This window comes from Pseudoalteromonas sp. LC2018020214 (assembly GCF_016598755.1).
Taxonomy (GTDB): domain Bacteria; phylum Pseudomonadota; class Gammaproteobacteria; order Enterobacterales; family Alteromonadaceae; genus Pseudoalteromonas; species Pseudoalteromonas distincta.
The window spans coordinates 843,342-868,115 of sequence record NZ_CP066804.1 but is presented as its reverse complement, the minus strand read 5'-3'; the positions used below and the strand labels follow the sequence as shown (position 1 = coordinate 868,115).

Genomic DNA, 24,774 nt, shown 5'->3' with positions numbered 1-24,774 from the left:
AAAAGTGGTTTATGCAGCTACTTTGTTTAAGTAAGCAATAATATCGTTTGATTCATACAGCCATTGTACTTGGCCATTTTTCTCTATACGCAGACAAGGCACTTTAACTTTGCCGCCTTGCTCAAGAAGCTCTTGACGATATTGCTCATTATTTTTTGCATCACGCGTTTCTATGTTTAAGCCTTCGCGCTTAATAGCGCGGCGTACTTTTACACAAAACGGGCATGCTTTAAATTGGTACAGTTTAAATTGTGAGGTTTGCTGATCAAGCTGTGCTTGCTCGTCGCTTGCACGCTTTTTACTGCGAGGAGTAAATACAAAATTAAAGAATAAGATTATACAACCTAAAAACCAACGAACTAATTTCATGTTCTGTGCTCTGCTTACAACAATTTAAGGAGCCAGATTTTAGCACAAATTTACAATCAAAAAAGTGTAATACTGCGAGAATTACACTCACGTAATTTAATTTACTAAAAGTGCTGCTATAGCAATACCATATCATCCCTATGAAGTACTTCTGCGCCACTATCGTAATCGAGTAATTGGCCTATTTGACTAGAATGCGCACCCTTTATTTTATTTACCTCGGTGCTACTAAAACGCGTTAAGCCACGTGCAATCACTTGATTTTTAGTATCTATTAAATCAATTAAATCGCCTCTTTCAAAACGTCCAAATGCATTAGTAACGCCTTTAGCAAGTAAGCTTGCACCTTTATTTTGAAGGGCACTAATAGCACCTGCATCTATAACAATTTGGCCGGTACTTTTAGGCCCAGCGAGTAGCCATTTTTTACGGCCATCTTTTGGGGCGGTGAGTTTTAAAAAGCGTGTACCAGGTAACTCGTCACTCATACATTTTAAAATAACGTTTTTACCTGCGCCTTTAGCAATAATAACTTCAACACCTGCGCGCCTTGCAATGTCAGCGGCTTGCAGTTTAGTCGCCATGCCGCCAGTACCTAAATTTGTGCCACTGCCACCAGCAAGTTGGCGCAGCTCATCGTTTATATGTGTTACTTCGCCAATGAGGGTGGCATCGGCGTTTGTGCGCGGATCGCTGGTAAATAACCCTTCTTGATCGGTAAGTAGCAGTAACTTATTAGCATTAGCCAAAATAGCGACAAGTGCCGATAAATTATCGTTGTCGCCTACTTTTATTTCGCTGGTTGCGACTGCGTCATTTTCGTTAATGATGGGTACAACGTCGTAATTTAATAACGCATTGAGTGTATCGCGGGCATTAAGGTAGCGCTCTCTGTCGTCTACATCGGCGCGAGTAAGTAGCATTTGCCCTACGTTTACACCGTATAAAGCAAATAGGCTCTGCCAAATATGAATAAGTTGACCTTGTCCAATTGCAGCAAGCATTTGTTTATCAATTAAGCTTCTGCCACAGGGTTTTAATAGTTGTTCGCGCCCAGCAGCAACCGCGCCGCTCGATACTAAAATAACGTGATGACCCTGCTTTTTAAGCTCGCAGCATTGGCGTACTAATTCAACCATATGTGCTTTGTCTAGCTTATCGGTGCCGCCAGTGAGTACGCTTGTACCAAGCTTTGCAACTATTACCTGTTCCCTTTGCATGTGCTTTTTACTACTGATTAATTAAAGATGAATTAATTTATACCAGCTCGGTATTTTTGAACAAGTTAAAAATATTCATGCTAGGATCTGATTTTATTAAATTATGTAAATTACTCTCTATGCCTGCCAGTTTATGTTTAATTATTGCCACCTTTTTATGGGGCAGCTCTTTTATTGCGCTCAAATACGCCATTGCCATTTACGACCCTGCATTGGTGATATTTTTACGCATGCTCACTACGTTAGTTTTGTCGCTTTGTTTATGGCGCTACGTTATTCGGTTTGAGTACTTAAAAGGTGACTGGAAGTATTTAGTGGGTATGTCGCTTGCTGAGCCTTGCTTGTACTTTTTATTTGAAGGCCATGCAATGGAATACACATCAGCCTCGCAGGCCGGTGTTATTGTCTCTTGCTTGCCTATTATTATTGCGCTGCTTGCCTTTGTATTACTTAAAGAACATATAAGCAAAGCCATTGTTGTCGGCTTTACGCTGTGTATTGGCGGCAGTATTTTACTTACGCTTCTTTCACCAAGTACCGACCAAGCACCTAATCCGTTACTAGGTAACTTTTTAGAGCTTATGGCTATGGTGTGCGCTGCATTTTATACCGTAAGTATTAAACATTTAGCTAATCGCTACTCGCCCCTGACTTTAATTGCGTTGCAAGGTATTAGCGGCAGCTTGTTTTTTGCGCCGTTTTTGTTTTTTATCGACCTACCAAGCGAAAACCAACACGACTTAACCGCGCTTATGAGCATTTTGTATTTAGGTTCGTGTGTAACCCTTGGCGGGTATGGCATGTACAACTATGCAATTAGCAAGGTATCGGTATTAACCGCTGCTGCGTACTCTAATTTAATTCCTATTTTTACACTTATTTTGTCAGCTATTATTTTGGGCGAAGTGCTCAACGTTTGGCAATGGCTGAGCATATTTGTGGTATTTATTGGCGTAATGGTAAGCCAGCGCCATCAAGAACTTATGGTTGATATACCGCTTAGTGAATCGGGCGAAGACATTTGCGCAGATATAAGCAATCTTAAATCAGTACCCGAGGCAAGCGAATCAAAAGGGTAACAGGTAAGCAAATACAGCCCGGGTGTTTGTAAAAATGTGTTTTGGGATTGATGAATAACCTCAATCCCCGTTACCTTATAATTTTGAATCACCCCACTTTGCAGTTGCAAAGTAAACGCCTCCCCCACTTTGGCGTTTTGTAAAAATGCAAAGTGGGTGTCGTTATGCCCGGCTATTAGCGCGCCCTTTTCGTTTCCAAACTCTTTTCCGCCAAGCTCCCCTGCGGGTAAAAATTGGCTAGGCGCAAACGCTAAGTTACGGCCACTCGCTCCAGCCAATACACTTAATGTTTTATTATGACTTGGCCAATCAAGCTTTGCAGTAACGTAGCTGTCGGCGTAATACCACGGTTTTACTTTAGTGCCGGGTGATTTAAGCGCCTCTTGCCATGCTTGCTCAATTAATACTTGAGCAAGCCACGCTTTTGCCTGCATATAAGCGCCGTGACCAAATAATCCAAGCCCAGCTATTAGTAAGCCCACGCTTAGCCACTTTTTCATTTACGTGCCCTGCTTAATTTAAGCCCTCGATTTATTTTAAGCACGCTAAATCCCAATAATAAAATACAGCCTAGTAATATATGTAACCTGCTTTGCCCATCGGTTTGCGGTAAACGCATTGCCATACCTTGTGGTAATGCATTAGTAGCTTGCGCCGTTTGCTCTGCCACTTCTTTTATTTGAGTTTGTTCAATCGCTATAAAAGCAGTAAACGGACTAAGTAATTGATGAGTAAGCGCAAGATCCTGTACTTCATCTTTAACTGTACTTTGCTCGTTGTATAAAAGTAATGACTTGATTTTTTGGCGCGCCCACAGTTTTGCTATACCTTGAGCGCTTGAGCTATTTTGTGTACTTAATTTAATACTTAAAGGCCCTTGTGCTGTTTGCCCAGCAAGTACCACATTTTTAGCATTATTAAGTTTTATAGCGACCATGATAGGCTCGCCAAAATATAAATCAGGAAGTGGTGATGGCCAAAAATCTAAGCTATTACCGCTTTCATCGCTTAGCGCCAAGCTAGTAATAGCCGGATGTGCAAGCTTATCAAACAACTGCTGCATTTTAGGTTGCACCTCGCTTGTGCTGCCTATAAACGTAAATGAGCCTTTGCCTATATCTGCCGCTCGGCGCATAAAAAAGCTATTCGGTGCGCTGCCAATACCCACTGTGAATAAGCGGCTATCGCCTAACTTACTTTGAATATTTTTAAATAATGCATCTTCGTTGCTTACGCTGCCATCAGTTAAAAATACAACTTGGCGCACAAAACCATCAAACTCGCTACCATCAAGTACGGCATTAAGCGCACCTTGTATTTCAGTGCCACCGTCGGCCTCTAGGCTATAAATAAATCGCTCTGCACGGCGTAAATTAAAGTCACTGGCTATAAGTGGTTTATCGCTCATTGGAGTTACTATGTTGTCAAAACCAATAATGTTAAAGCTGTCGTCGCTATCAAGTAATGACAGTGCATAAAACAACGCTTTTTTAGCTTGCTCCATAGATTGCCCGTGCATAGAGCCTGACGTATCAACTACAAATACCATTTCGCGAGGTAAGCGCTGTGTTTGTGTAAAGTGATCCCCTGGTGGCATTAGCATAGCAAGCCCGTATCGGTCACCATTTTCAAACTGCTGAGTAAAAAAAGCGGCCTGAGCTTGCTCTTTTTGCAGCGGTTTAAACTCAAGTACAAAGTCGCGATTAACTGCATTTGTCTCATTTAACGCTATTTTATATTGTCCAAACGCAGTGTTTTGCACATCAACATTATGAAATTTAGAACTGATATCCACCAGCTCTAAGCCTACGTCTATATCAATGTTTAAGCTAAATTGGCTGCTTGGTACGTTATCATTTTGAGTACTATTTTGAGTGATGCTTTGAATGCTGTAAACAGGGCTTAACCATCCCGTTGGGAGTGAGTTAACGTGCTCTTGATTTTGAGTACTAACCTCAACCTCACCACTAATCGCGTGATAACGCGGTGTAATGGTAGTAGGAAACCTAATAGCGAATGTACCGCTGCTGTAGTCAATTATTTCTTGATACTCAAGCTCAATAATCACTTGCTCCCCAGGGCCAATATTAGCCACATTCGTAATAAACATATTCGCACGTTGTTGGCGTACAAGGGCCGCTTGCTTGCCTGCTTTTTTAGCCTCCTCGTATTTTTTTTCGGCTTCCACTTTTTTATCAATTTGGCCTTTAATGACTCGCTCACCTATACGCATTGTCATGGCGTGCACAGCGCTTTCATCTGGCAATGGAAAAACGTAGCGCGCGTTAACTGCAAACGGGTTTTCGTTTTGATAGGTTTGCGTAACTACAACATGATTAATTAGGCCAGTTAAGGTCATATTGGCGTCGCTTTTTAATATTATTGCGGGGCCTGCTGGCGCACCATTGCTATCAAAAAGCTCTAACTTGGGTGATTGCGCATGGCTTTTAAAGCTAGCTAACAGCACAATCGCTATGAATATAAAAATGCTTACTTTAGTAAGCATTTTGGTCGGTTTACTCAACATAAAATCACTCCATCGAACGCTTTGTTTTACTTAGATTCAGTTAGATTTAGTTACTCGCCGTTTGGCCATTTACAGGGTTCATTGAGCGAGTGGTAAGCGTTACGCGTCTATCAAAAAAGTTATCTTCCACCGAGTTGCTGTTAGCCAATGTTTGCTGCTCGCCAAATGCCTGCGTACTTAAGCGTTTGTGGCTCACACCGTGTTTTATTAAGTAGCTTTGCACGGCATTTACACGCGCTTTAGAAAGTAAAAGATTAGCTTGCTCATCGCCGCGTTGATCGGCAAAGCCACTTAAATCAAGTGCGAGTTGTGGTTGGTTGTTTAACAAGGTAACCAGTTGGTCTAACTGCAGTGCAAAATGCGGGGCAATAACACTTGAACCTGTTTTAAATTGCACCGTCATCGCCAATAAGTTATTAATTTGAACTTGAGTTAACTGCTCATTTTGATTGGCAAGCACTTCTAGCTGTTGCTCTAACATATTATTGTGGTTAAGCACGTGTTGGTAATCGCTGGTTTTTTCTTTCATAACCGTAATTGCACGCTCTTGCTCTGCAATTTTGTTATCAGCTACTTTTGAATCACCTATTAAACCACCGGCAAATGCCCCAATAAACGCACCAATTGGCCCGCCCACTACGCCGCCAATAATAGCGCCTGCACCTAGCCCAATAGCCGTTTCTTTATGGGCTTCTTTTGATGGCGTGTTAGATGTTGAGGCAATTGCTGGAGTACAAAAACTAGCAACGAGTGTTAACGCAATTAATGTCTTCTTCATGATTTGATCCTTAAACTTACTTTTTAATTTGTGATGTTTTGTTTTGATGGGTGTATTAAAACAAGCTCAAGTGGCAGCAAAGGGGATCAAAAATGGCAAACTGCTGAGCAATTGTGGCAAAAAAATGGCAATTGCCTTTTTAACCTTACTTAGCTTAAAAACTTCGATATAGTGCACAACAGAGCCGATAGGATAATGATTAAAATGAAAAAAATAGCCATCGTTGAAGATGAACCCGCAATCCGCGAAAACTACATAGAAATGCTGAGCGCACAGGGCTACCAAGTAAGTGGCTTTGAAAATCGCGCCAGCGCTGAAGCTGCATTTAAAAACGCCCTGCCCGATTTAGCCATTGTTGATATTGGCCTAGGCCATGAAATAGATGGTGGTTTTTTACTGTGCCAAACATTGCGTTCGCTTTCTAAAACACTGCCTATTATTTTTTTAACCGCCCGCGATAGCGAAATAGATACTGTATGCGGCCTGCGCATGGGCGCCGACGACTACCTAACAAAAGACATAAGCTTGGCTCACTTAGCTGCACGTATTGGTGCGCTGTTTCGCCGAATGGAAGCACTTGAACAACCCGCTGATGCAAACGCCCTCATAACACGCGGGCAGTTAACGCTCGACACGCAACGTATGCAGGTATTTTGGCAGCAACAATTAGTTGATTTAACCGTAACCGAATTTTGGATGCTGCATTCACTCGCCCAGCGACCAGGCCATGTTAAAAGCCGTAACGATTTAATGAGCGATGCAAAAATTTATGTAGACGACAGCACTATTACTTCACACGTAAAACGTATTCGTAAAAAGTTTATAGCACTCGATAGCACCTTTGATTGTATAGATACCGTGTATGGCATGGGCTATCGGTGGGAACAACAGTAATGCTACGATTTGGTCTGCGCAGTAAATTTATATTACTTTCATGTTTTTTGTTTTTGCTACCGTGGCTTGGCTACGAGTACGTATGGGAAATGGAAAAGTTTTTACGCCAAGGCCAAGAAAAAACCCTCGTAGGCACCACTCGCGCACTTGCTACTGCATTACATGAGCGCCCTGCATTATTTGACGAGCAAACTAACTTTTTAGACCAAGTAGTAAAAGGCCGCGATTTATACGCTTATAATCTTAAAAACCCTATTCAGCTCGACGGTAAACTTAACGATTGGGACAGCTATCAACCGCTATTTTGGCATTACGATAAGCGCTACTTACAAAAAACAGATAACAAACATCAAGCCAGTGACTTATCGTTTGATCATATGGTGGGAAAGTTTGATAACTACTTATACGCCGTATTTAAAGTAACCGACAATACCCTTATTTATCGCGCTAAAAATAGCTTAAGTATTACCAATAACGATTATTTACAAATTGGCTTAAAAACACCTGACGGCCAATTTAATACCTATATAATTGCGCCACGCCAAGATGGCTGGGTTAATGCGTTTGATGCAAATACCAAAGCCCCTTTTACAAAAATTCAGGGCTATTTTGAAAGCACCGAATCAGGTTATAACGTAGAGCTGCGCTTTCCTATTAGCATGCTAGGCAACAAACTTGGCTTTGCTATTGTTGACGTAGATAGTAAAGAGGCATTGTTAGAACCTAAAATAATGTCGACCTCAAATTTAAATAACCCAAACGATTTAGGCTCAGTATTAGTCCCTTCTCCAGAAATTAGCCGTATTTTAAAAGGCATGGGCCACAGTGGTAGCCGCATTTGGGTGGTTGATAACCATCATCGCGTACTTGCGCAATCGGGTACTATTCAAAATGCAGATGGCGTATGGGCTGATGGGCTTGCTAATAAAGCACCTGAAACTTGGTGGCAGCGCTTTGAGCAAAATTACTTACACCCTATTTACTATAAAATATTAACGCGCCCCGAAAATGAGTTTTTAGATACCCTGCACGATGTAGCCTCTATGCAGGGCACACATTTAGCGAAAGCATTAAAAGGACAACCAGCATCGTCTTGGCGATTAACACCCGACAGTAAAGCCGTTATTTTATCGGCCGCTTACCCTATTTGGATTCAAGACCAAGTAATTGGCGCGGTAATAGCAGAGGAAACCACAAACGGCGTACGTACGCTGCGTAACAAATCGCTCGAAAAGCTCTTTAACGTTATTTTAGCTGTGATGCTAATTGGTACTGTGACTTTATTCTTTTTTGCCTCACGTATATCGAACCGAATTAGGCGGCTGCGCGATACCGCTGAGCAAGCAATTGATGCACAAGGGCGTGTTACCGGCAGTATTAATTACAGTGATGCTAACGATGAAATTGGCGACCTATCACGTAGTTTTTCAAATATTGTAAGCCGACTTGGCGGCTATACCGATTACTTAGAAAATATGTCGTCACGGTTGTCGCATGAGCTGCGCACGCCAGTTGCCGTAGTGCGCTCATCACTCGAAAACTTACAAAGCTTGCCACAAAACGAGCTGAGTCAAAAATACCTCGACCGCGCCAGTGAAGGCGTTGAACGCTTAGGTAAAATAATAACCACCATGAGCGAAGCCACCCGCCTTGAGCAGAGTATTCAAAGCAACGAGCCTGAGCCTTTTGATTTACAAAAAGTAATAAATGGCTGTATGCAAGGCTATCAGCTTACTTACCCAAACCAGTTATTTACGCTTGATGTATGCCAAAGCAAATTACCAATGCAAGGTGCACCGGAGTTTATAGCTCAGCTGCTTGATAAACTTATTAATAACGCGCTGGAGTTTAGTGAAGCCAATACGGCTATTAATGTAGGCCTTAAGCAGAGCGAAAATAAAGCAACATTAACAGTGAGTAATACTGGTCCCGCTTTACCTGAAGGATTAACTGAGCATATTTTTGACTCTATGGTTTCGGTACGTAGCCAGCAAATGCAGCAACAGCCACATTTGGGGTTAGGTCTTTATATTGTAAGGCTGGTGTGCGACTACCATAAAGGCAGTGTAACCGCGCAAAACAACGAACAAGGTGATGGTGTCGTGTTTACCGTAACACTGCCGTTAGCTAATAGTTAGGGCTGTATTTATACCGTTATATTTGTACCGTTATATTTATAGCCACAGCATTATATGCAAATAGTAAGTACGTAATAAATTAAGCTGTATATTTTTAGTTAAAAAGAGTTACTTTAATTTATCTTAACTCTATATAATTTAACAAATAACCCCCTCTCATCCCTTAAAAGCTGCCGGTTACAATTTAGTACAACTTCAAATGTAACTATTCACTTTTTATTCAGTCGAATGACCATACCCTACATCATATTAAAGTATTAAATTGAAGGAATACTCATGAAACCATCACTAGAGCGTGAAGAACTAGACTTTATTTTCGACTTATACAGGCCCTCTAAAAAGCCCAAGTCTGAAGAGGTAAAACCAAAAAACACCAATTACAAAGAGCTAAGAAAGCACGACGCGACTAAAAACCAAGGCGTATCGCACTACTTAGTCTAATTTTATTACGCTTGGGACTTCTCATGTTCTAAAAATGCTTTAATGCAGTTTATTTCTGCAAGTTTTACTTCTTCGCCTATTTCAGGGCCTTTTTTGCCATTTTTAAGTGCATCTTGCACTACTTGTTTCTTATCCATTTTTTGCAGTTCAGTATGAATTGCTCGCAGCTTAGCTGCTTGCGGGTATGGCTTATCGACCAGTGTTTCACCACGCCCTTGTGCATCGCATTGGCATGCTTGGGTAAACGCTATAAAACGTTCTGGGTGTACCAACGCATTTAGGTTAGTCACTATTAGCTTGTGAATGGTTTGCGGCCTTAACTGATCAATCGTGTGGCAAAGGGTGTGATTATCACTGGTGAGTACACCAACATCGCGAAAACGGTTAGGCACTTTTAAGCGCTCACAAAACGCCTCAATAACTGCAACACCTTCGCGTTCGTGCCCACGTAGGTTTCCATGCTTTTTAAAACTAAGCGCTTTTCCAAAATCATGGGTAAGTGCAGCAAAACGTGCTTCTAAGTTAAAATTCAAATCCGCTGCACGTCTAAGTACCAACATAGTATGCACAAATACATCCCCTTCAGGATGATGGTTTGCCGGTTGCGGTACATTAACCATGCGCTCAAGTTCTGGAAAAATACCCAAGCCTTGCAATGCTTCAAAATAAAGCTCAGGGTGCTTTTCACCCAGTGCTTTTTCGGTTTCAAGCCACACGCGCTCAGGTACTAAATGATTTAGCTCACCTTTATTTTTAAGCTCGCGCATTAATGCATAGGTACTTGGGTGAATACGCCAATCACTGCCATAGCGCGCTAAAAAACGGGCAATACGCAGTACTCGAACAGGGTCTTCTACAAATGCCTCAGTGGTGTGGCGCAGTGTTTTATTTTGTAAGTCAGTTTGGCCATTAAACGGGTCAATAATATTACCGTGTTCATCAAGCGCCATTGAATTTATGGTCAAATCACGCCTTGCTAAATCTTCTTCGAGCGTTACCGTTGGGCTGGCATCAACTACAAAGCCAGTATAGCCTTTGCCACTTTTACGCTCTGTGCGCCCTAGTGCATATTCTTCTTTTGTTTTTGGGTGTAAGTAAACCGGAAAGTCACTACCTATTGGCACAAAACCAAGCGATTCCATCGTTTTTGGTGTTTCCCCAATCACTACATAGTCGTTATCTTTTGATTTTATATTTAGCAGTTTGTCGCGCACTGCACCGCCAACGAGGTAAACTTGTTTTAAGTTACTTTTCACTTTATTCCCAATAACACTTGCCCAATTGTTTGACGCTAATCATATCATTAATTAAAAAATTCTGCGGTATTTGCCAAGCTTAAGTAAGCTCATTACAATGGCGCATTATTTTTAGCTATAGCCTCATAATTAATGAAAAACCATTCATCAAAAAAAGAACTCATGTTACTACCCATTTTATTAGTGGTTATTTTGATGTGTGTGGCGGGTCACTTTTTACTACAAGCAAATTTTCAAGACAGTAATGTGGTTGAATACATGTTGGCAGCACTGCCGTTTGCTATGTTTGGGTTGGTTATTGTGGCGTTTAAAATGGCGGCTAAAAGCGAAAAAGATGAGCAAAACGAGCAGGATTCTTAATCCTGCTTTATATTTTTAGAGCGCTCTCTTTATTTAAAGTACGTGGTACCCAAACCAATCTGGTTTAATTGCTTGAGCTTGCCCACTAGGCGTGAGCTTAATGTTTAGCTGGCTGTCGAGTAAATCAATGGCAAAGCAATCGTCCACATCATGTAAATCATCGTTATGAATATGACTAAGCCCTGCGAGCAAATCGTTTTTAGCTCGCTCTTTAGCTTCATGGCTACTGCTTGCAACATACAGCGCAAAGTCATGTTGCTCAGCCATTGAATCACTTCTGTAAGCGCCTAAATTTACAAAATAGAGTTGTTTATTTTGCTCCACATAGCTATCAACAACTTCTACTTTAAAGCCATCAATATGATTAATTGCCATGTAGCTATCCATGTGAACACTACTTCTGTCGCCTACCCATTGGCTTTTTAACTTTGAATAGGTTTGCTCTATATTCTCCCCTACTACAAAACGAATATCATGCATTTCAATGTGGCAACCTTGAATCCGGCCACCTAAATACACCATAAATAACTGCATGCTTTTCCTTAACCTAAATTATCAACATCAATATTATGCTTTTTAATCAACTTATAAAAATCTGAGCGGTTGCGCTTGGCAAGCTTAGCGCCTTCAGCTACGTTACCACCTGCCATTTTTAAAGTGTTAATTACATAGTCGCGCTCAAACTCTTTTTTAGCGTCGTTTAGTGATAATGGTTCTACGTTTGTTTCGTTACTATTTAGCGCAGCTAACACTAAATGCTCTGAAATAACATCGCTCGGTGTTAATGCTACAACCTGCTCTACTACGTTTTGTAATTGGCGAATATTACCTGGCCAGTCGTAACGCACAAGTGCATGCATAGCATCGCTTGCAAAGTGTTTTTCAGTCTGGTTCATGCGCTTAGCAATGCTTGCACTAAAGTGCTGTGCTAATAAGCTTATATCTTCGCGGCGCTCACACAGTGGCGGTAATTTTAAATTAACTACGTTTAAGCGATAGTATAAATCTTCTCTAAATTGCTGGTTTAAAATAGCTTCAGGAAGATTTTTATGTGTTGCCGACACTATGCGTACATCAATTGCTATCTCTTCTTGAAAACCTACTGGGCGAATTGTTTTTTCTTGTAATACGCGCAGTAACTTAACCTGTAAGTTAAGCGGCATATCGCCAATTTCGTCTAAAAATAACGTGCCACCCTGTGCTTGTTGAAACAAACCTTGGTGATCTTTAATTGCACCCGTAAACGAGCCTTTTTTATGACCAAACAATTCAGACTCTAAAAGCTCCCCAGGTACAGCACCGCAGTTAATTGCAACAAAAGGGCCACTGCTTACATGGCTATGCTGATGAATCGCCTGTGCGAGTAGCTCTTTACCAGTACCACTAGCCCCCGAAATAAGTACATTAACTTGCGTTGGCCCAAGTAGTTTTACTTGCTCTAACAAGTGCAGCATTGCACCACTGCGCGTAACTATATTACTTTTAGGTGCAGCTTCATCGGCGTTAACACCATGAATTTCTATCGCTTTAGCAAGGCTGTCAAATAGCTCATCTTTATCCACTGGTTTAGTTATAAATGCAAAAATGCCCTGCTTAGTTGCCTCTACGGCATCAGGAATTGAGCCGTGCGCTGTCATCATAATGACAGGTAATGCTGGGTAGCGGCTTTGCAGCTGACGATGCAGTGCCATACCATCCATTTCATCCATGCGTAAGTCGGTTATTACGGCGTCAAACACTTGGCTTTTAAGTATTTGTAGTGCGGTTAAGCCGCTTTCGCAGGTTGTTACTTCGTATCCTTTTGATTCGATACGAATAGCGAGCAGTTTTAATAAGCTAGCGTCGTCGTCTACGAGTAATACTTTTGCACCTTGTACTTTAGTTGCGGCCATCGTTACTGCTCCTTCGTTTCTTCTCGTAGTAAAAGTTGCTGCTCAATCGTTGCTAACGATGAGAGGGTTTCTTGCATTTTATTATTAAGTGCTTGCTGCTCTTTTTTAGCATTTATTTGCATAGTTACTTGCTGCTTTTGAAGCCATAAATATTGCTTTATGTCATCAGGCCAAAAGTAAGCAAGATCGAGCTTTAACAACTGAGTCATTACCGTATTTGGATCATCATTTATGTTTAAGCACATGAACTTAAAAAAGCGTTTAAGCTCGTTTTCGCCTGTAAAAACATCTTTGCTAGGTACCAATTTGAATCCACCACACTGATTAGCATGCCATGCAATAACCTGCTCTGCAGGAGGATAGCTTGGCTCAATTTTTGGTCTAGGCTTTGGACTAGGGTTACTGTTTTTATCGTTCGCTTTTTTTGTATCGACCACAGGTGCAGGTGTAATTGACACACGCTCTTCTTGCCCATTATTAATTTCACAACCTGATATAACCATGCTGCTACTGAGCACACATAAAATAGCGATTAAACGCAAGCGCATGTTAATTAACTCCTAGATTTTTTGTTATGGGAATTTTAATTGAAAACCGGCAACCATGTGGCTCGTTATGCTCAACACTAAGTGTACCTCTTAGCTGTTCAACAGACTCTTTTACAATAGTTAAACCCAGTCCACTGCCTTGCAGCGTAACATTTTTACTGTGTTTACCTTGATAAAATGCGCTGAAAATTTGAGTTTTTTCTTGCTCTTTAATACCGCAGCCTTTATCAATCACAACGATACAAAGCTGGTTTTGCTCAAGCGCTAAATTAATAGTAACGCTTTGCTTATCCTCTGAAAATTTTAAGCCATTTGAAATAAGCTGAATTAAAATCATCTCAATAAGCTCACTAGGTAAAGCAAGCGGTTTGTTAGGTAAAGTATTTTGCCACTGCAGAGCTTGCTGACGCGCAGTTAAGCGATGCTCAAAATGGCTATTAATTTTATTAATAAGAAGACTAAATTCAACTTCGCTTAAGCTGTCTTTACTGGTGCGAATCGCATTATAACTCAGCAAACTGTCAATCATTGTACGAAGGCGCACCATAGATTGGCTAATGAGCTCAAGCACCGCTTTTTGCTCAGCGGTAATTGGGCCTACTATTTCATCAGTTAATAAATCAGTGCCTTCAACCATTGAAGCAAGCGGCGTTTTTAGCTCATGAGTTACATGGCGTAAAAAAGTATCTTTTTGCTGCTCAAGCATATGAAGCTGCTCTTGTACCCATTGGAGTTTTTCTCCTAGCTCAACAAGCTCAGCTGAACCTTTCACAGATATTTTTTGCTGCCAATGCCCCTGCCCAAGCTTATCAATAACCGTAGTTAACCCTTTTAGCCGCCCACTTATGCGCCATAAAAAACCTCCCCCAACAATTAAAGTCAGTGGAATAAGTGCCACCAGCCAGTTTATAAATGACGCTTGCAGGCTTGTAAGCTCATTTTGGTTATTGGTAATTTGCGCTTCGTTTTTATCACGTAACCATAAAGTAAGCTCAGCAACTAAATCGCTCACTGGCACAAATAGCTCAGCTTGTTGTTGTTTTTGCTCAACGAGTTTTACATGCGCGGTTTGTAAGGTGGTATATAAGCGTTGCCATTGGTGAATATACTCCTTATTCGTGTTTACAAATTTGAGTTCATCAATGCTTTGTAGGGATGATTGCCATTTATCGACAATGAGCTTATCTAGCGATTCACTTTTTAATACCCAGTTTTGCCTAGTGGCGCGCTCAAGGCTGTTGAGCTCTTGCTTTAAAGTGTTAAACGATTTGGTAACTTGGTAGTTGCTACTCACAATACTTTGAGTAACCGCTAATTGCTTATTAAGCGCATTTAAAAATACGATCACCACTATAGAAAGCGGCAGTAACGAAAGCAGCATACTCATTGCAAATTGCCCAATTAAATTAGGCCGCCAGTTAAGCATTGCTTGGTATTTTTTAGCTATGGTTGCTGGCATTTCGTTTAGTCCTTTTAAGTTAAGCGTTCTATTATTAAGTGCTTACCTTATACACTAGCTGAACCAGCAATTATATTTAATACGATTAACAGCCAGCACTACAAAACAATGTGTCGCCAAATAGAGACAACGTAACTCTTTGATTTTAATAAACTCCCTTTCAACCTCACTAAATAGTGTTGCAAAAGGCGCACAAAAATTACAATAAACCCAGTAAAAACTTCTCACTGGCTTAAAGCTAAAACAATAACCAGTTGAAAAATAACAACAATTATTATTGGCACCATTTTTGTAATAGGAGTAATAACTTTAATCAATAAGGAAATAATTATGAACAAACGCATTTTAGTAATTTCATCATTACTGGCTTTAGGCTTTTTAGGCGCTAATGCACACGCAATGGACGTTCACGCGACTTTTAACGAACTTGATAAAGACAGTAACGGCACATTAAGTGAAGCCGAAGCAGGTGAAGATGCTGTGTTACACGAGAATTTTTCTCAAATTGATACTAATCAAGATGGGCAATTGTCGCTAGATGAATTCAAAAAATTTATTCAATAAACTCATTTAATAAGGAACGTGATTATGAAACAACTTATAGCCGCTTTTTCATTAATGTTTTTAGCAATTAGTGCCACCGTAATTGCATCGCCAACAAATGTGCGTTTTGCCCACTTAGATAAAGACATGGACGGACAAATATCAATTGCAGAAGCAAAGGAAGACAAGGAAGTAATGAGACAATTTGCCGACTTAGATGAAGACGGTGATGAAAAAGTCTCAAAAAAAGAATTTGAAAGCTTTAAACCTTAATGAGTAATTACTGATTAAGCTTTACTTAAGCTTGTTATAGGTAAACTGGAATTAAAAGCATTTGCCATAATCCCTGAGGGAGTGTGTAAAAGGATTTAATGTTGGGAGTTAAATTACGGCAAGTGCTTTTCCTTTTCACTTTATTTTAGCCACAAACTTTAAATACATCTTTTGGAAGGAACACCATGAAGATATTTCCCCTTATTATAAGCATCTTAATGCTATTAAGCTTTGATGCCGCTGCACTTGATGTAAAGCAACGCTTTGATCACCTCGATAGCGACAAAAGTGGCTATTTAACGCATGACGAACTTGATCCCCAACCACAACTATTAAACACATTTGTAAAATGGGACAAAAACCAAGATAACCAAATTTCGTTAATCGAATTTAAAAATTACCTTACCAATAACCTCTACTGAGTATTTTTCATGAAAAAAACAAGCTATATAGCGCTTTTTGCGTTTAGTATTTTTAGCACATTAGGCTTTGCTGCAAGCAACAATGTTGCAGAGCAATTTGAAAAACTTGATAGAAACCAGGATGGTTTTTTAACACGTTCAGAAACCGCTGTAGACCCCGCTTTGTGGTCTCGGTTTTCAAGCTACGATCAAGACAAAGACGGCAAGCTAACGCTAAGTGAATACAGTTTATACGCTAGTAAATAAACCCTTTCAAAAGCTAGATATTTTATGTTCTAGCTTTACTGCTTTTTTCTTCATCATAATTTGTCTCACATATTGGTATTATAAAGTTGGGTTTGCTAGTGTTAACGCACTAACAATAAAAAATAATGCCTTATGTCGCTCAAAAAAATAATCAAACCACTCATACTAGCCAGCCTTTGCGCTAGTTCTAGTTACACTCTTGCACAAACAAAAGTAATTTATAACGCCAATGGTTATACCCCTTTATATCAAGGTGAAGTACAGCAGTTTACTACCCTCGTTATTAAAAATGGCAAGGTAGTAAAACTAGGTAGCGATACACTTAAAGATAGCTACCCAGATGCCAAGCTAATTGACGCGCACGGTAATACCTTATTACCAGGCTTAATTGATGCTCATGGGCACGTTATTGGCCTTGGCGATAATTTATCGCAACTTGATGTACGCGGTGCAAAATCGGTTGATGAAGTAACGAATAAACTAAAAGTATTTGCCGATAACAAACAAGGTTGGATTATAGGACGAGGCTGGAACCAAGAGCTTTGGGCTGATACACGCTTTCCTACGGCTAAAGATTTAGACAAAGTAGTTAACGATCGACCTGTGGTGCTTTCTCGAGTTGATAGCCACGCCATTTGGGTTAATTCAAAAGCGCTCGAACTTGCTGGTATTACCGCCCAAACAAAAGCACCTGAAGGCGGTGAGATAATTAAAGACGAATTTGGCAATCCTACGGGTATATTTGTAGACAAAGCAGAATCGCTAATTACCCAGCATATGCCAGCCCCTTCAAAACAAGATATAAGTGACTCACTTGATGCAGCAGGTAAACATTTATTAAGTTTAGGTATTACCTCTACTCACGATGCAGGTATTGATAAAACCACATGGGAGGTTTACAAAGAGCGCGGCGACCTTGGTAATTTACCACTACGTATTGTGGCAATGTTAAGTGGTGCAAGCCCTGATTTAGACACAATGTTAAAGGCAGGCCGGTACCACGACAAAAATGACTTTATGGAAATTCGCAGTGTTAAAGTTTACGCCGATGGCGCATTGGGCTCTCGTGGTGCAGCACTTATTGAAGAATATGCAGACAGACCTGGTCACCATGGTTTAATGCTTGAAACACAAGAGAAACTCGAAGCACTCTTTACACAAAGCTTTAAAAGCGGCTTTAGCGCAAATACTCACGCCATTGGCGACAAAGCAAATAAAGTAGTACTTGATGCCTATCAAAATGTGTTTAAAAAAACGGGCGGTATATTACTACGAAACCGAATAGAGCACGCCCAAATTGTAACCACTGATGATATCCCTCGCTTTAAAGCGTTAAAAATAATCCCTTCAATGCAGCCGGTGCATGCCACTTCAGATATGCATATGGCAGAGCAGCGTTTAACTGAAAAACAACTAAGCGGCGCCTACGCGTGGCAAACATTTTTACAGCAAGGTTCGGTTGTTGCAGCAGGCTCTGATTACCCTGTAGAGCTTGCAAATCCATTTGATGGTTTGTATTCAGCCATTACACGCATGGATCATAACAAACTACCGGAAAACGGCTGGCGCGCAAGTGAAGTACTAAGCCGCGAAGATGCATTACGTGCATTTACTCTTGGTGGCGCCTATGCAGCTCATCAAGAATTTAAGGTGGGTAGTTTAGAAAAAGGTAAATGGGCCGACTTTATTTTAATTGATAAAGACTACTTTAAAGTACCTGTTGAGGAGATATACAAAACAAACGTACTGCAAACATGGGTAGCAGGTAAGCTTCGCTATAAAAAAGAAGAGGTTACAAAGGCACCATAATTAAAAATAAACAAATTAATTATTAAATTTAATTAAAGTAATCAAAAAGTGTGTCGATAAGGAGGGGTATTTATAAAATCCCCTTATGTTTCAGGAAGAAAACATGTTATCAAAAAAAATAACTCTTACTTTATCGGCACTTTTTACACTATCACTCTCAGCTTGCTCTACCCATCCTGTTTACAATGGACATGCACCACATAACAATATTGGCTATAATCATGCCCATAATCGCTATGCTGAAAATAATCAGCCGCGCGTGAGTAATTGGCAATTTCCAGAAAATAATTACCGCCCAATTAACAGCAGTAAGTTACTAAGTAATTACACAGAGCAATTAGCAATGAAGCTAATTGAAAATATGAATTACATAAATAGTAGCACGCCTATCGCTATAACTTCGTTTGTAAATTTAGACGACAACCTGCAAACTACTAATATTTTTGGCAATCATTTAGCTGAAAGCTTTATTACTGAATTACAAGAGTTTGGTTTGTCTGTTGTTGATTATAAGCACACAGGCACAGTGCACGTGACGCCGATGGGTGATTTTTCATTTAGCCGTAATGGCAAAGATATTAAAGGCTACCCACATATTGAATACACTTTAACTGGGACGCTTACATACACCAACCGCGGTGTTATTGTTAATGCTCGTATTATTGGCGCTAAATCTAAAGTAGTGGTGTCATCAGCTAAAGGGTTTATTCCCAGCTTTGTGGTTGAATCGCTATACCCTACTCGCAGAACCGATGGAATAGTACTAGACGCTATTCAATAGAAATAAAAAGGGTTAACGCAAGTTAACCCTTTTTGTTTGTGTAATAAAACATGTTTAGCTAAACATGTTTAGCTAAACATGTTTTTCACATCTTTTAGCATGTCGTTGTACTCATCACTTGTGAATAGCTGCATAGACGGTATAACGCCTTTGTCTATATACGTTTGCAGCGCTGCAGACTTATCAGAAACCTGTAACGTGCCCTCTAAAATAGCCCCTACTCGAATAAAATCCACGTAACTTACTTTTTCAGGTTTGTAACTTGGGTCAGCCCAGCTCTGAGCTACATCAACAAACTCTTTAGGGAATTCCCACGCTTGCATAATAGATGAGCCAATTTTTCCACTCAGCTTTTGAATTGCATGAGCCAAAAAGCTTGGATTAGCAAATACCTCTGGGTGGCGCTCAGCTTCGGTTAAAATTGGTAATACACCAATATTATAAACAAGTGCGGCGAGTGTAATAGAATCGCGGTTTAGTGACGTGTGCTTACTATTTTTTAAATAAAATTCCATGAGTGATATTGAATGGCTAGCAACAGTTAATGTTTTTTGCCATGCCTTACCCATGTAGCCTTTAATTAGCTCATTATTTGATACAAATAATTGTTCCATAGCCATAGCTGTAGCAATGTTTTTAATTTGACGTAATCCAATACGAGTCACTGCTTGTTGTAAATTAGATACTTTTACAGAACGTCCCATAATCGCACTATTAGCTACTTTTATCATACGAGCTGAAAGCGCTGGGTCTTGTGAGATTACATCTGACATTTGGATTAAATTCACATCTGGGTTATCTGCAGCTTGGCGAACCTTAATCGCTACTTCAGGTAGCGTTGGTAAAACCAACGTATCGTTATTTATTCTATCGACTAGAATCGTTAATAAAGCGTTTTCTGTAGACATAAAGCTGCCATCCTTTTGTGTTCAGCCTGTAAAGTAACTGCAAACTCAGGCAGTTAATTTTCGTATTAGTAATATAATTAGTATTGTCTAACTTACCGATAAAGTTAAGAAAATTATAGAAGTTTATTTTTATTTATAATGCTTTACCGCTCATGCTTGCCTTACAACGCCAAATACTTGCTATTTACCATTTAGTTTTGCTTTAATGCACTCACAATAAGGAAGCGTTTGTACATACTTAATATTTAACTAAAGCAGTACAAATTATTAAACTTACTTTTTAACAGGCAATATAATGATCTTAAATAAAATTAGCCAAGCAATTATGCTCTCTGGTGTTGTTTTTCTTAGCGCATGTTCTGAACAAGCGCCGTCTTCTACCGACAACACAGCCGTAGAGCTTGCTCAAAAAAGCAGTGCACAGTCAGGCCCTAAGCTTATTAATGCAGATACACAACGTTTAGATATTTACACCGACTTTAGCTTACAAAGTGATTTATCGCACTTAAGCGATAATCAACGAGCAATGGTTGCAAAGCTTATTGACGCTTCAAAAATAATGGATGAGTTATTTTGGAAGCAAGCATTTGGTGAAAATAAAGATGCTTTTTTAGCAAAACTAAACGATGAAAAAGTACGTAAATTTGCTGATATTAACTATGGTCCATGGGATCGTTTAAATGGTGATGAAGCATTTTTATCCAGCTATAAAGAAAAACCTCTTGGCGCACAGTTTTACCCTGCTGATATAACCAAAGAAGAGTTAAACAATGCAGACGTTGAAGATAAAACAGGGCTTTATTCTGTAATTAAGCGTGATGAGCAAGGTAAGCTTTACAGCGTGCCTTATTCAAAAGAATACGCTGATGAGCTTGCAAAAGCCGCTGATATTTTACGTGAAGCAAGCAAACTTGCTGACGATAAAGAATTTGCTAACTATCTAAACTTGCGTGCCGATGCTCTACAAAAAGATGACTTCCAAGTATCTGACTTTGCTTGGATGGATATGAAAAATAACCCAGTAGATGTGGTTATTGGTCCAATTGAAACTTATGAAGATCAATTATTTGGTTACCGCGCAGCTTATGAATCTTACGTACTTATCAAAGATTTAAAATGGAGCGAACGCTTAGCTAAGTTTGCAGCATTTTTACCTGAGCTTCAAAAAGGCTTACCTGTAGATGCTAAGTACAAACAAGAAGTACCAGGCTCTGACGCCGACCTAAATGCATATGATGTTGTTTACTACGCTGGGCATTCAAACGCGGGTAGTAAAACAATTGCAATTAACTTACCAAACGATGAGCAAGTACAGCTAGAAAAAGGAACTCGTCGTCTGCAACTTAAAAACGCAATGCGTGCTAAATTTGATAAAATTTTAGTGCCAATTTCAGAGCAGTTAATTGTACCAGAGCAGCGTAAACACATTACTTTTGACGCATTTTTTGCCAATACGATGTTCCATGAAGTGGCTCACGGTTTAGGTATTAAAAATACAATCACAGGTAAAGGTACTGTTCGTCAATCACTACAGGAACACGCAAGTGCCCTTGAAGAAGGTAAAGCCGATATTTTAGGTCTATACATGATTGAACAGTTACTTAAAAAAGGCGAAATTACTGAAGGCACTCTTGAAGATTATTACACGACCTTCATGGCAGGTATATTCCGCTCAGTTCGTTTTGGCGCATCAAGCGCGCATGGTAAAGCAAATATGATCCGCTTTAACTTTTTTGCTCAAGAAGGTGCTTTTTCTAAAAATGAAGAAGGCTTATACCGCGTTAATATGGAAAAAATGAGCATTGCAATGGCTAAGCTTTCTCGCTTAATTTTAACCTTACAAGGCGATGGCGATTATGAAAAAGTAGATCAACTAATTGCAACGCATGGCGACATTAAAGAAGAACTTGCTAAAGACTTAGAAAAACTAAGCAAAGCTAATATCCCTGTAGATGTAACATTTAAACAAGGTAAGAAAGTACTAGGGCTTAAATAAGTTTAATTAAACTTAGTTAAACCCTAAAAAAGCGTTGCAGCTTATAAATGCAGCGCTTTTTTTAGCTCTGTGATTTGTAGATCTGTATAAGGCACTGCTGGGTGTTTACCCCATATTGGCGCAGGCCATGCAGCATCACTCGTAAAACGCGCAATATGATGAATATGCAATTGCGGCACCATATTACCTAAAGCCGCTATGTTTAATTTATCAGGTTTAAATACATCCATTAATAATTTACTTAGCTTGGCTGACTCTTTTAAATAAACAATTTGATCATCCTCAGATAAATCAATTATCTCTTTTAAGTTAGCCTGCCTAGGCACTAATACAAACCACGGATACAAGCTGTCGTTCAATAAAAGTACTTTACACAACGGCCAATCGGCAAGTTCTATACAGTCGCGTTTAAGTTCTGGCGCTAGTTTAAATTCAGGGTGAGTCATTGCTATGTCCTACTTTGTCTTTGATAATCGCCACTTTATAGCATTTAGTTGCAGTTGCACACGCTTGGCTTTACCATCAAAGCAATATTTATAATAAGCTAAGGCAACCTTGTGCTAAAAAAAATAAAACACCTCTCACTAGCTATACCGTTAATGGTTGGCGCTATTAGTGTTCAAGCAAAACCTTTATCGCTGGAGCGAATTTTTGACGATCCGAGCCTTTCTGGTAAATCACCTGTACAACTTAAATTTTCGCCTGACGGCAGCCGTGTAACTTACCTACAAGGCAAAAGCGATGACTACAACCGCTACGATTTATGGGAATACAATCTAAAAGATAACACCAACCGTGTGCTAGTTGATTCGGCAAAGTTATTTTCAGGCCCAGAAAACCTATCAGATGAAGAAAAAGCACGCCGCGAACGCCAACGTATTTTTGGTAAAGGCATACTTGAATACAAATGGTCTAAAGATGGCAAAGCACTTTTATTCCCACTCAATGGAGACCTTTATTATTACGATTTAGCCTCAGCTAAAAGTAAAAAACTAACCGACACTGAAGCATTTGAAACCGATGCACGCTTTTCACCTAAAGGTAACTACGTATCGTTTATTCGAGAGCAAAACCTTTATGCTTTAGAGCTTGAATCAGGTAAAGAGATTCAGCTTAGTAAAGATGGCGGCGGCGTAATTAAAAATGGTATGGCCGAATTTGTTGCTCAAGAAGAAATGAGCCGTATGACAGGTTACTGGTGGTCAGGTGATGAAACTAAAATTGCCTATACCCGCGTTGACGAAACCCCTGTAAAAGAAGCTATCCGTAACGAAATTTACGCTGACGAAGTTAAATTATTTAACCAGCGCTACCCGTTTACAGGTACCGATAATGTTAAAATTCAACTTGGTGTGGTTAAGCTAAACGACCAAAAAGTAGATTGGATTGATTTAGGTAAAGATGAAGACATTTACATTGCACGCGCTAAATGGCTAAAAGACGGCAATACACTGTCGTACCAATGGCAAAATCGCTCGCAACATAAATTAGAACTGCGTTTTTATAACAGCGAAACTAAAGTCCAAAAAGTAGCGCTGACCGAAAACAGCGAAACGTGGATTAACCTACATTTTGATCTTGAGTTTTTAAAAGACAAAAAACATTTTGTATGGGCATCTGAGCGCGACGGTTTTAAACACTTATATCTGTATCGCACAAACGGTCAACTTGTTCGTCAAATCACCTCTGGTGATTGGGCTGTTGATAGCTTAAAAGGTATTGATGAGAAAAAAGGCATTGTTTACTTTGCCGGTCGAAAAGATACACCGCTTGAAAGCCATTTATACAGCGCGCCTTTATTTAAAAAAGGCGATTCTAAACGTATTACCGAAAAAGGTCAGTACCACAATGTTGTGCTAGCAAAAGACAATAAAACCTTTATCGATAATAGCTCTTCTGATAATAAACCAAACTCAGCAGCGCTTCGTAAAGTAAACGGTGAATTCATTACCTGGCTTGAAGAAAATAAGCTTGATAGTAGCCACCCCCTTACTCCTTATTTAAGCGACTTAACAAAACCAGAATACGGCACAATTAAAGCCGATGATGGTCAAGTTATGCATTACCGTTTATTTAAGCCTAGCACCATTGCTGATGGCAAAAAGCACCCTGTTATTGTTAACGTATACGGCGGCCCGCATGCTCAACGAGTGACGAATAGCTGGCGCAGCAAAAACTTGTACTTTCAGTACATGGCGCAACAAGGTTATGTGATTTTTCAACTGGATAACCGTGGTTCGTACAACCGTGGTAAAAAGTTTGAAGATGCTATTTATAAACATTTAGGTGTGGTTGAAGTTGCCGATCAAATTAAAGGCGTAGAGTTTTTACGTACACTTGATTACGTTGACCCACAACGTATCGGTGTTTATGGCCACAGCTACGGCGGCTACATGGCGCTTATGACTATGTTTAAAGCGGGCGATTACTTTCAAGCCGGCGTATCAGGTGCTCCAGTAACCGATTGGGCTCTATACGATACACATTACACAGAGCGTTATTTAGGTCACCCTGATACAAATGCTAAAGGCTATGAAGACAGCGCAGTATTTCCATATGCTGATGGCTTAAAAGGCCCATTAATGATTTACCATGGAATGGCTGATGACAACGTATTGTTTACGCATTCAACTAAGTTATTTAAACAACTGCAAGATAACGAAAAACAGTTTGAAATGATGACCTACCCAGGATCTAAGCACAGCCTACGCGGTAAACAAGTGCAAACACACTTACATCAAACAATTACAAACTTCTTTAATCGTCATTTTGACGTTAAATAAGCAAGTAAAGTAATAACAGACTAAAGGCTGATTGATAAATCAGCCTTTTTTT

At 39.9% G+C, this 24,774-nt stretch carries 25 protein-coding genes; 13 read left to right on the top strand and 12 right to left on the bottom strand.

The window, feature by feature from the left end; all coding sequences use genetic code 11:
* Positions 1 to 9: 9 nt before the first annotated feature.
* On the bottom strand, positions 10 to 369 hold the full coding sequence (locus JG479_RS03800; RefSeq protein ID WP_002961611.1) for a glutaredoxin family protein: 360 nt from the start codon (positions 367 to 369) through the stop codon (positions 10 to 12).
* Between the two features lie 116 nt (positions 370 to 485).
* Entirely contained in the window at positions 486 to 1,589 is a 1,104-nt protein-coding gene (gene proB / locus JG479_RS03795) for a glutamate 5-kinase (RefSeq protein ID WP_200219998.1), read from the bottom strand.
* A 119-nt stretch (positions 1,590 to 1,708) separates the two neighbouring features.
* Between proB and JG479_RS03790 the strand changes: the two genes are divergently transcribed.
* On the top strand, positions 1,709 to 2,668 hold the full coding sequence (locus JG479_RS03790; RefSeq protein ID WP_200220316.1) for a DMT family transporter: 960 nt from the start codon (positions 1,709 to 1,711) through the stop codon (positions 2,666 to 2,668).
* Here the strand turns inward: JG479_RS03790 and JG479_RS03785 are convergent.
* From JG479_RS03785 to pdsO, 3 genes are read right to left on the bottom strand one after another with little or no spacing between them, the layout of a single operon-like run.
* Positions 2,563 to 3,168: a class GN sortase gene (locus JG479_RS03785; RefSeq protein ID WP_200219997.1), complete on the bottom strand. Its 606-nt coding sequence runs from the start codon at positions 3,166 to 3,168 to the stop codon at positions 2,563 to 2,565. The two genes, JG479_RS03790 and JG479_RS03785, sit on opposite strands and share 106 nt — an antisense overlap.
* Positions 3,165 to 5,195, bottom strand: coding sequence for a marine proteobacterial sortase target protein (locus JG479_RS03780; RefSeq protein WP_200219996.1), 2,031 nt, complete (start codon positions 5,193 to 5,195; stop codon positions 3,165 to 3,167). The genes JG479_RS03785 and JG479_RS03780 overlap by 4 nt, the downstream gene beginning before the upstream one ends.
* A 46-nt stretch (positions 5,196 to 5,241) precedes the next feature.
* Positions 5,242 to 5,973, bottom strand: a complete 732-nt coding sequence (pdsO, locus tag JG479_RS03775; RefSeq protein WP_200219995.1) for a sortase-associated OmpA-like protein PdsO — start codon at positions 5,971 to 5,973, stop codon at positions 5,242 to 5,244.
* Between the two features lie 204 nt (positions 5,974 to 6,177).
* On the opposite strand from pdsO, the gene pdsR reads away from it, so the two are divergent.
* From pdsR to JG479_RS03760, 3 genes are all read left to right on the top strand, one after another.
* Positions 6,178 to 6,867, top strand: a complete 690-nt coding sequence (gene pdsR, locus JG479_RS03770; RefSeq protein ID WP_200219994.1) for a proteobacterial dedicated sortase system response regulator — start codon at positions 6,178 to 6,180, stop codon at positions 6,865 to 6,867.
* Positions 6,867 to 9,005 (top strand): proteobacterial dedicated sortase system histidine kinase, encoded by a 2,139-nt coding sequence (gene pdsS / locus JG479_RS03765; RefSeq protein ID WP_200219993.1) that lies wholly within the window; start codon positions 6,867 to 6,869, stop codon positions 9,003 to 9,005. Before pdsR ends, pdsS begins: the two co-directional genes overlap by 1 nt.
* A 276-nt stretch (positions 9,006 to 9,281) precedes the next feature.
* Positions 9,282 to 9,446: a hypothetical protein gene (locus JG479_RS03760; RefSeq protein ID WP_182196201.1), complete on the top strand. Its 165-nt coding sequence runs from the start codon at positions 9,282 to 9,284 to the stop codon at positions 9,444 to 9,446.
* A gap of 5 nt (positions 9,447 to 9,451) precedes the next feature.
* Here JG479_RS03760 and JG479_RS03755 read toward each other — a convergent pair whose 3' ends face one another.
* The gene (locus JG479_RS03755) at positions 9,452 to 10,702 is read right to left on the bottom strand and encodes a multifunctional CCA addition/repair protein (RefSeq protein ID WP_039485010.1); all 1,251 of its coding nucleotides are present in this window, start codon (positions 10,700 to 10,702) and stop codon (positions 9,452 to 9,454) included.
* Positions 10,703 to 10,834: 132 nt separating this feature from the next.
* Here JG479_RS03755 and JG479_RS03750 point away from each other — a divergent pair, with 132 nt between their 5' ends.
* Entirely contained in the window at positions 10,835 to 11,062 is a 228-nt protein-coding gene (locus JG479_RS03750) for a hypothetical protein (protein ID WP_007581571.1), read from the top strand.
* Positions 11,063 to 11,095: 33 nt separating this feature from the next.
* Here the strand turns inward: JG479_RS03750 and JG479_RS03745 are convergent, their stop codons facing one another.
* The 4 genes from JG479_RS03745 to JG479_RS03730 are packed head-to-tail and all read right to left on the bottom strand — an operon-like array spanning position 11,096 to position 14,961.
* A complete protein-coding gene (locus tag JG479_RS03745; RefSeq protein WP_200219992.1) occupies positions 11,096 to 11,596 on the bottom strand; it encodes a DUF1543 domain-containing protein in 501 nt (166 codons plus the stop codon).
* 8 nt (positions 11,597 to 11,604) lie between these two features.
* The gene (locus tag JG479_RS03740) at positions 11,605 to 12,954 is read right to left on the bottom strand and encodes a sigma 54-interacting transcriptional regulator (RefSeq protein WP_138488616.1); all 1,350 of its coding nucleotides are present in this window, start codon (positions 12,952 to 12,954) and stop codon (positions 11,605 to 11,607) included.
* 2 nt (positions 12,955 to 12,956) lie between these two features.
* Complete coding sequence (locus JG479_RS03735) at positions 12,957 to 13,502, bottom strand: hypothetical protein (protein ID WP_200219991.1); 546 nt, start codon at positions 13,500 to 13,502, stop codon at positions 12,957 to 12,959.
* 1 nt (position 13,503) lies between these two features.
* Positions 13,504 to 14,961 carry a sensor histidine kinase gene (locus JG479_RS03730; RefSeq protein ID WP_200219990.1) on the bottom strand — a complete coding sequence of 486 codons (1,458 nt, stop codon included), beginning with the start codon at positions 14,959 to 14,961 and terminating at the stop codon, positions 13,504 to 13,506.
* Positions 14,962 to 15,291: 330 nt separating this feature from the next.
* Between JG479_RS03730 and JG479_RS03725 the strand changes: the two genes are divergently transcribed.
* From JG479_RS03725 to JG479_RS03700, 6 genes are all read left to right on the top strand, one after another.
* Positions 15,292 to 15,525 carry an EF-hand domain-containing protein gene (locus JG479_RS03725; RefSeq protein ID WP_002961641.1) on the top strand — a complete coding sequence of 78 codons (234 nt, stop codon included), beginning with the start codon at positions 15,292 to 15,294 and terminating at the stop codon, positions 15,523 to 15,525.
* A gap of 24 nt (positions 15,526 to 15,549) precedes the next feature.
* Positions 15,550 to 15,777 carry a hypothetical protein gene (locus JG479_RS03720; RefSeq protein ID WP_024597597.1) on the top strand — a complete coding sequence of 76 codons (228 nt, stop codon included), beginning with the start codon at positions 15,550 to 15,552 and terminating at the stop codon, positions 15,775 to 15,777.
* A gap of 185 nt (positions 15,778 to 15,962) precedes the next feature.
* Positions 15,963 to 16,199, top strand: coding sequence for an EF-hand domain-containing protein (locus JG479_RS03715; RefSeq protein ID WP_200219989.1), 237 nt, complete (start codon positions 15,963 to 15,965; stop codon positions 16,197 to 16,199).
* Between the two features lie 9 nt (positions 16,200 to 16,208).
* Positions 16,209 to 16,445 carry a calcium-binding protein gene (locus JG479_RS03710; RefSeq protein ID WP_002961647.1) on the top strand — a complete coding sequence of 79 codons (237 nt, stop codon included), beginning with the start codon at positions 16,209 to 16,211 and terminating at the stop codon, positions 16,443 to 16,445.
* Between the two features lie 132 nt (positions 16,446 to 16,577).
* Entirely contained in the window at positions 16,578 to 18,254 is a 1,677-nt protein-coding gene (locus tag JG479_RS03705) for an amidohydrolase (RefSeq protein ID WP_200219988.1), read from the top strand.
* Between the two features lie 103 nt (positions 18,255 to 18,357).
* The gene (locus JG479_RS03700; protein WP_149602197.1) at positions 18,358 to 19,035 is read left to right on the top strand and encodes a FlgO family outer membrane protein; all 678 of its coding nucleotides are present in this window, start codon (positions 18,358 to 18,360) and stop codon (positions 19,033 to 19,035) included.
* Positions 19,036 to 19,103: 68 nt separating this feature from the next.
* On the opposite strand, the gene JG479_RS03695 is transcribed toward JG479_RS03700, so the two are convergent.
* Entirely contained in the window at positions 19,104 to 19,943 is an 840-nt protein-coding gene (locus JG479_RS03695) for an HDOD domain-containing protein (RefSeq protein WP_002961652.1), read from the bottom strand.
* A 295-nt stretch (positions 19,944 to 20,238) separates the two neighbouring features.
* Between JG479_RS03695 and JG479_RS03690 the strand changes: the two genes are divergently transcribed.
* Positions 20,239 to 21,939 carry a dipeptidyl-peptidase 3 family protein gene (locus tag JG479_RS03690; RefSeq protein WP_200219987.1) on the top strand — a complete coding sequence of 567 codons (1,701 nt, stop codon included), beginning with the start codon at positions 20,239 to 20,241 and terminating at the stop codon, positions 21,937 to 21,939.
* 41 nt (positions 21,940 to 21,980) lie between these two features.
* Here the strand turns inward: JG479_RS03690 and JG479_RS03685 are convergent, their stop codons facing one another.
* A complete protein-coding gene (locus tag JG479_RS03685) occupies positions 21,981 to 22,385 on the bottom strand; it encodes an HIT domain-containing protein (protein WP_182673319.1) in 405 nt (134 codons plus the stop codon).
* A gap of 111 nt (positions 22,386 to 22,496) precedes the next feature.
* Between JG479_RS03685 and JG479_RS03680 the strand changes: the two genes are divergently transcribed.
* Positions 22,497 to 24,722 carry a S9 family peptidase gene (locus JG479_RS03680; protein WP_200219986.1) on the top strand — a complete coding sequence of 742 codons (2,226 nt, stop codon included), beginning with the start codon at positions 22,497 to 22,499 and terminating at the stop codon, positions 24,720 to 24,722.
* The last annotated feature ends 52 nt before the right edge of the window (positions 24,723 to 24,774 follow it).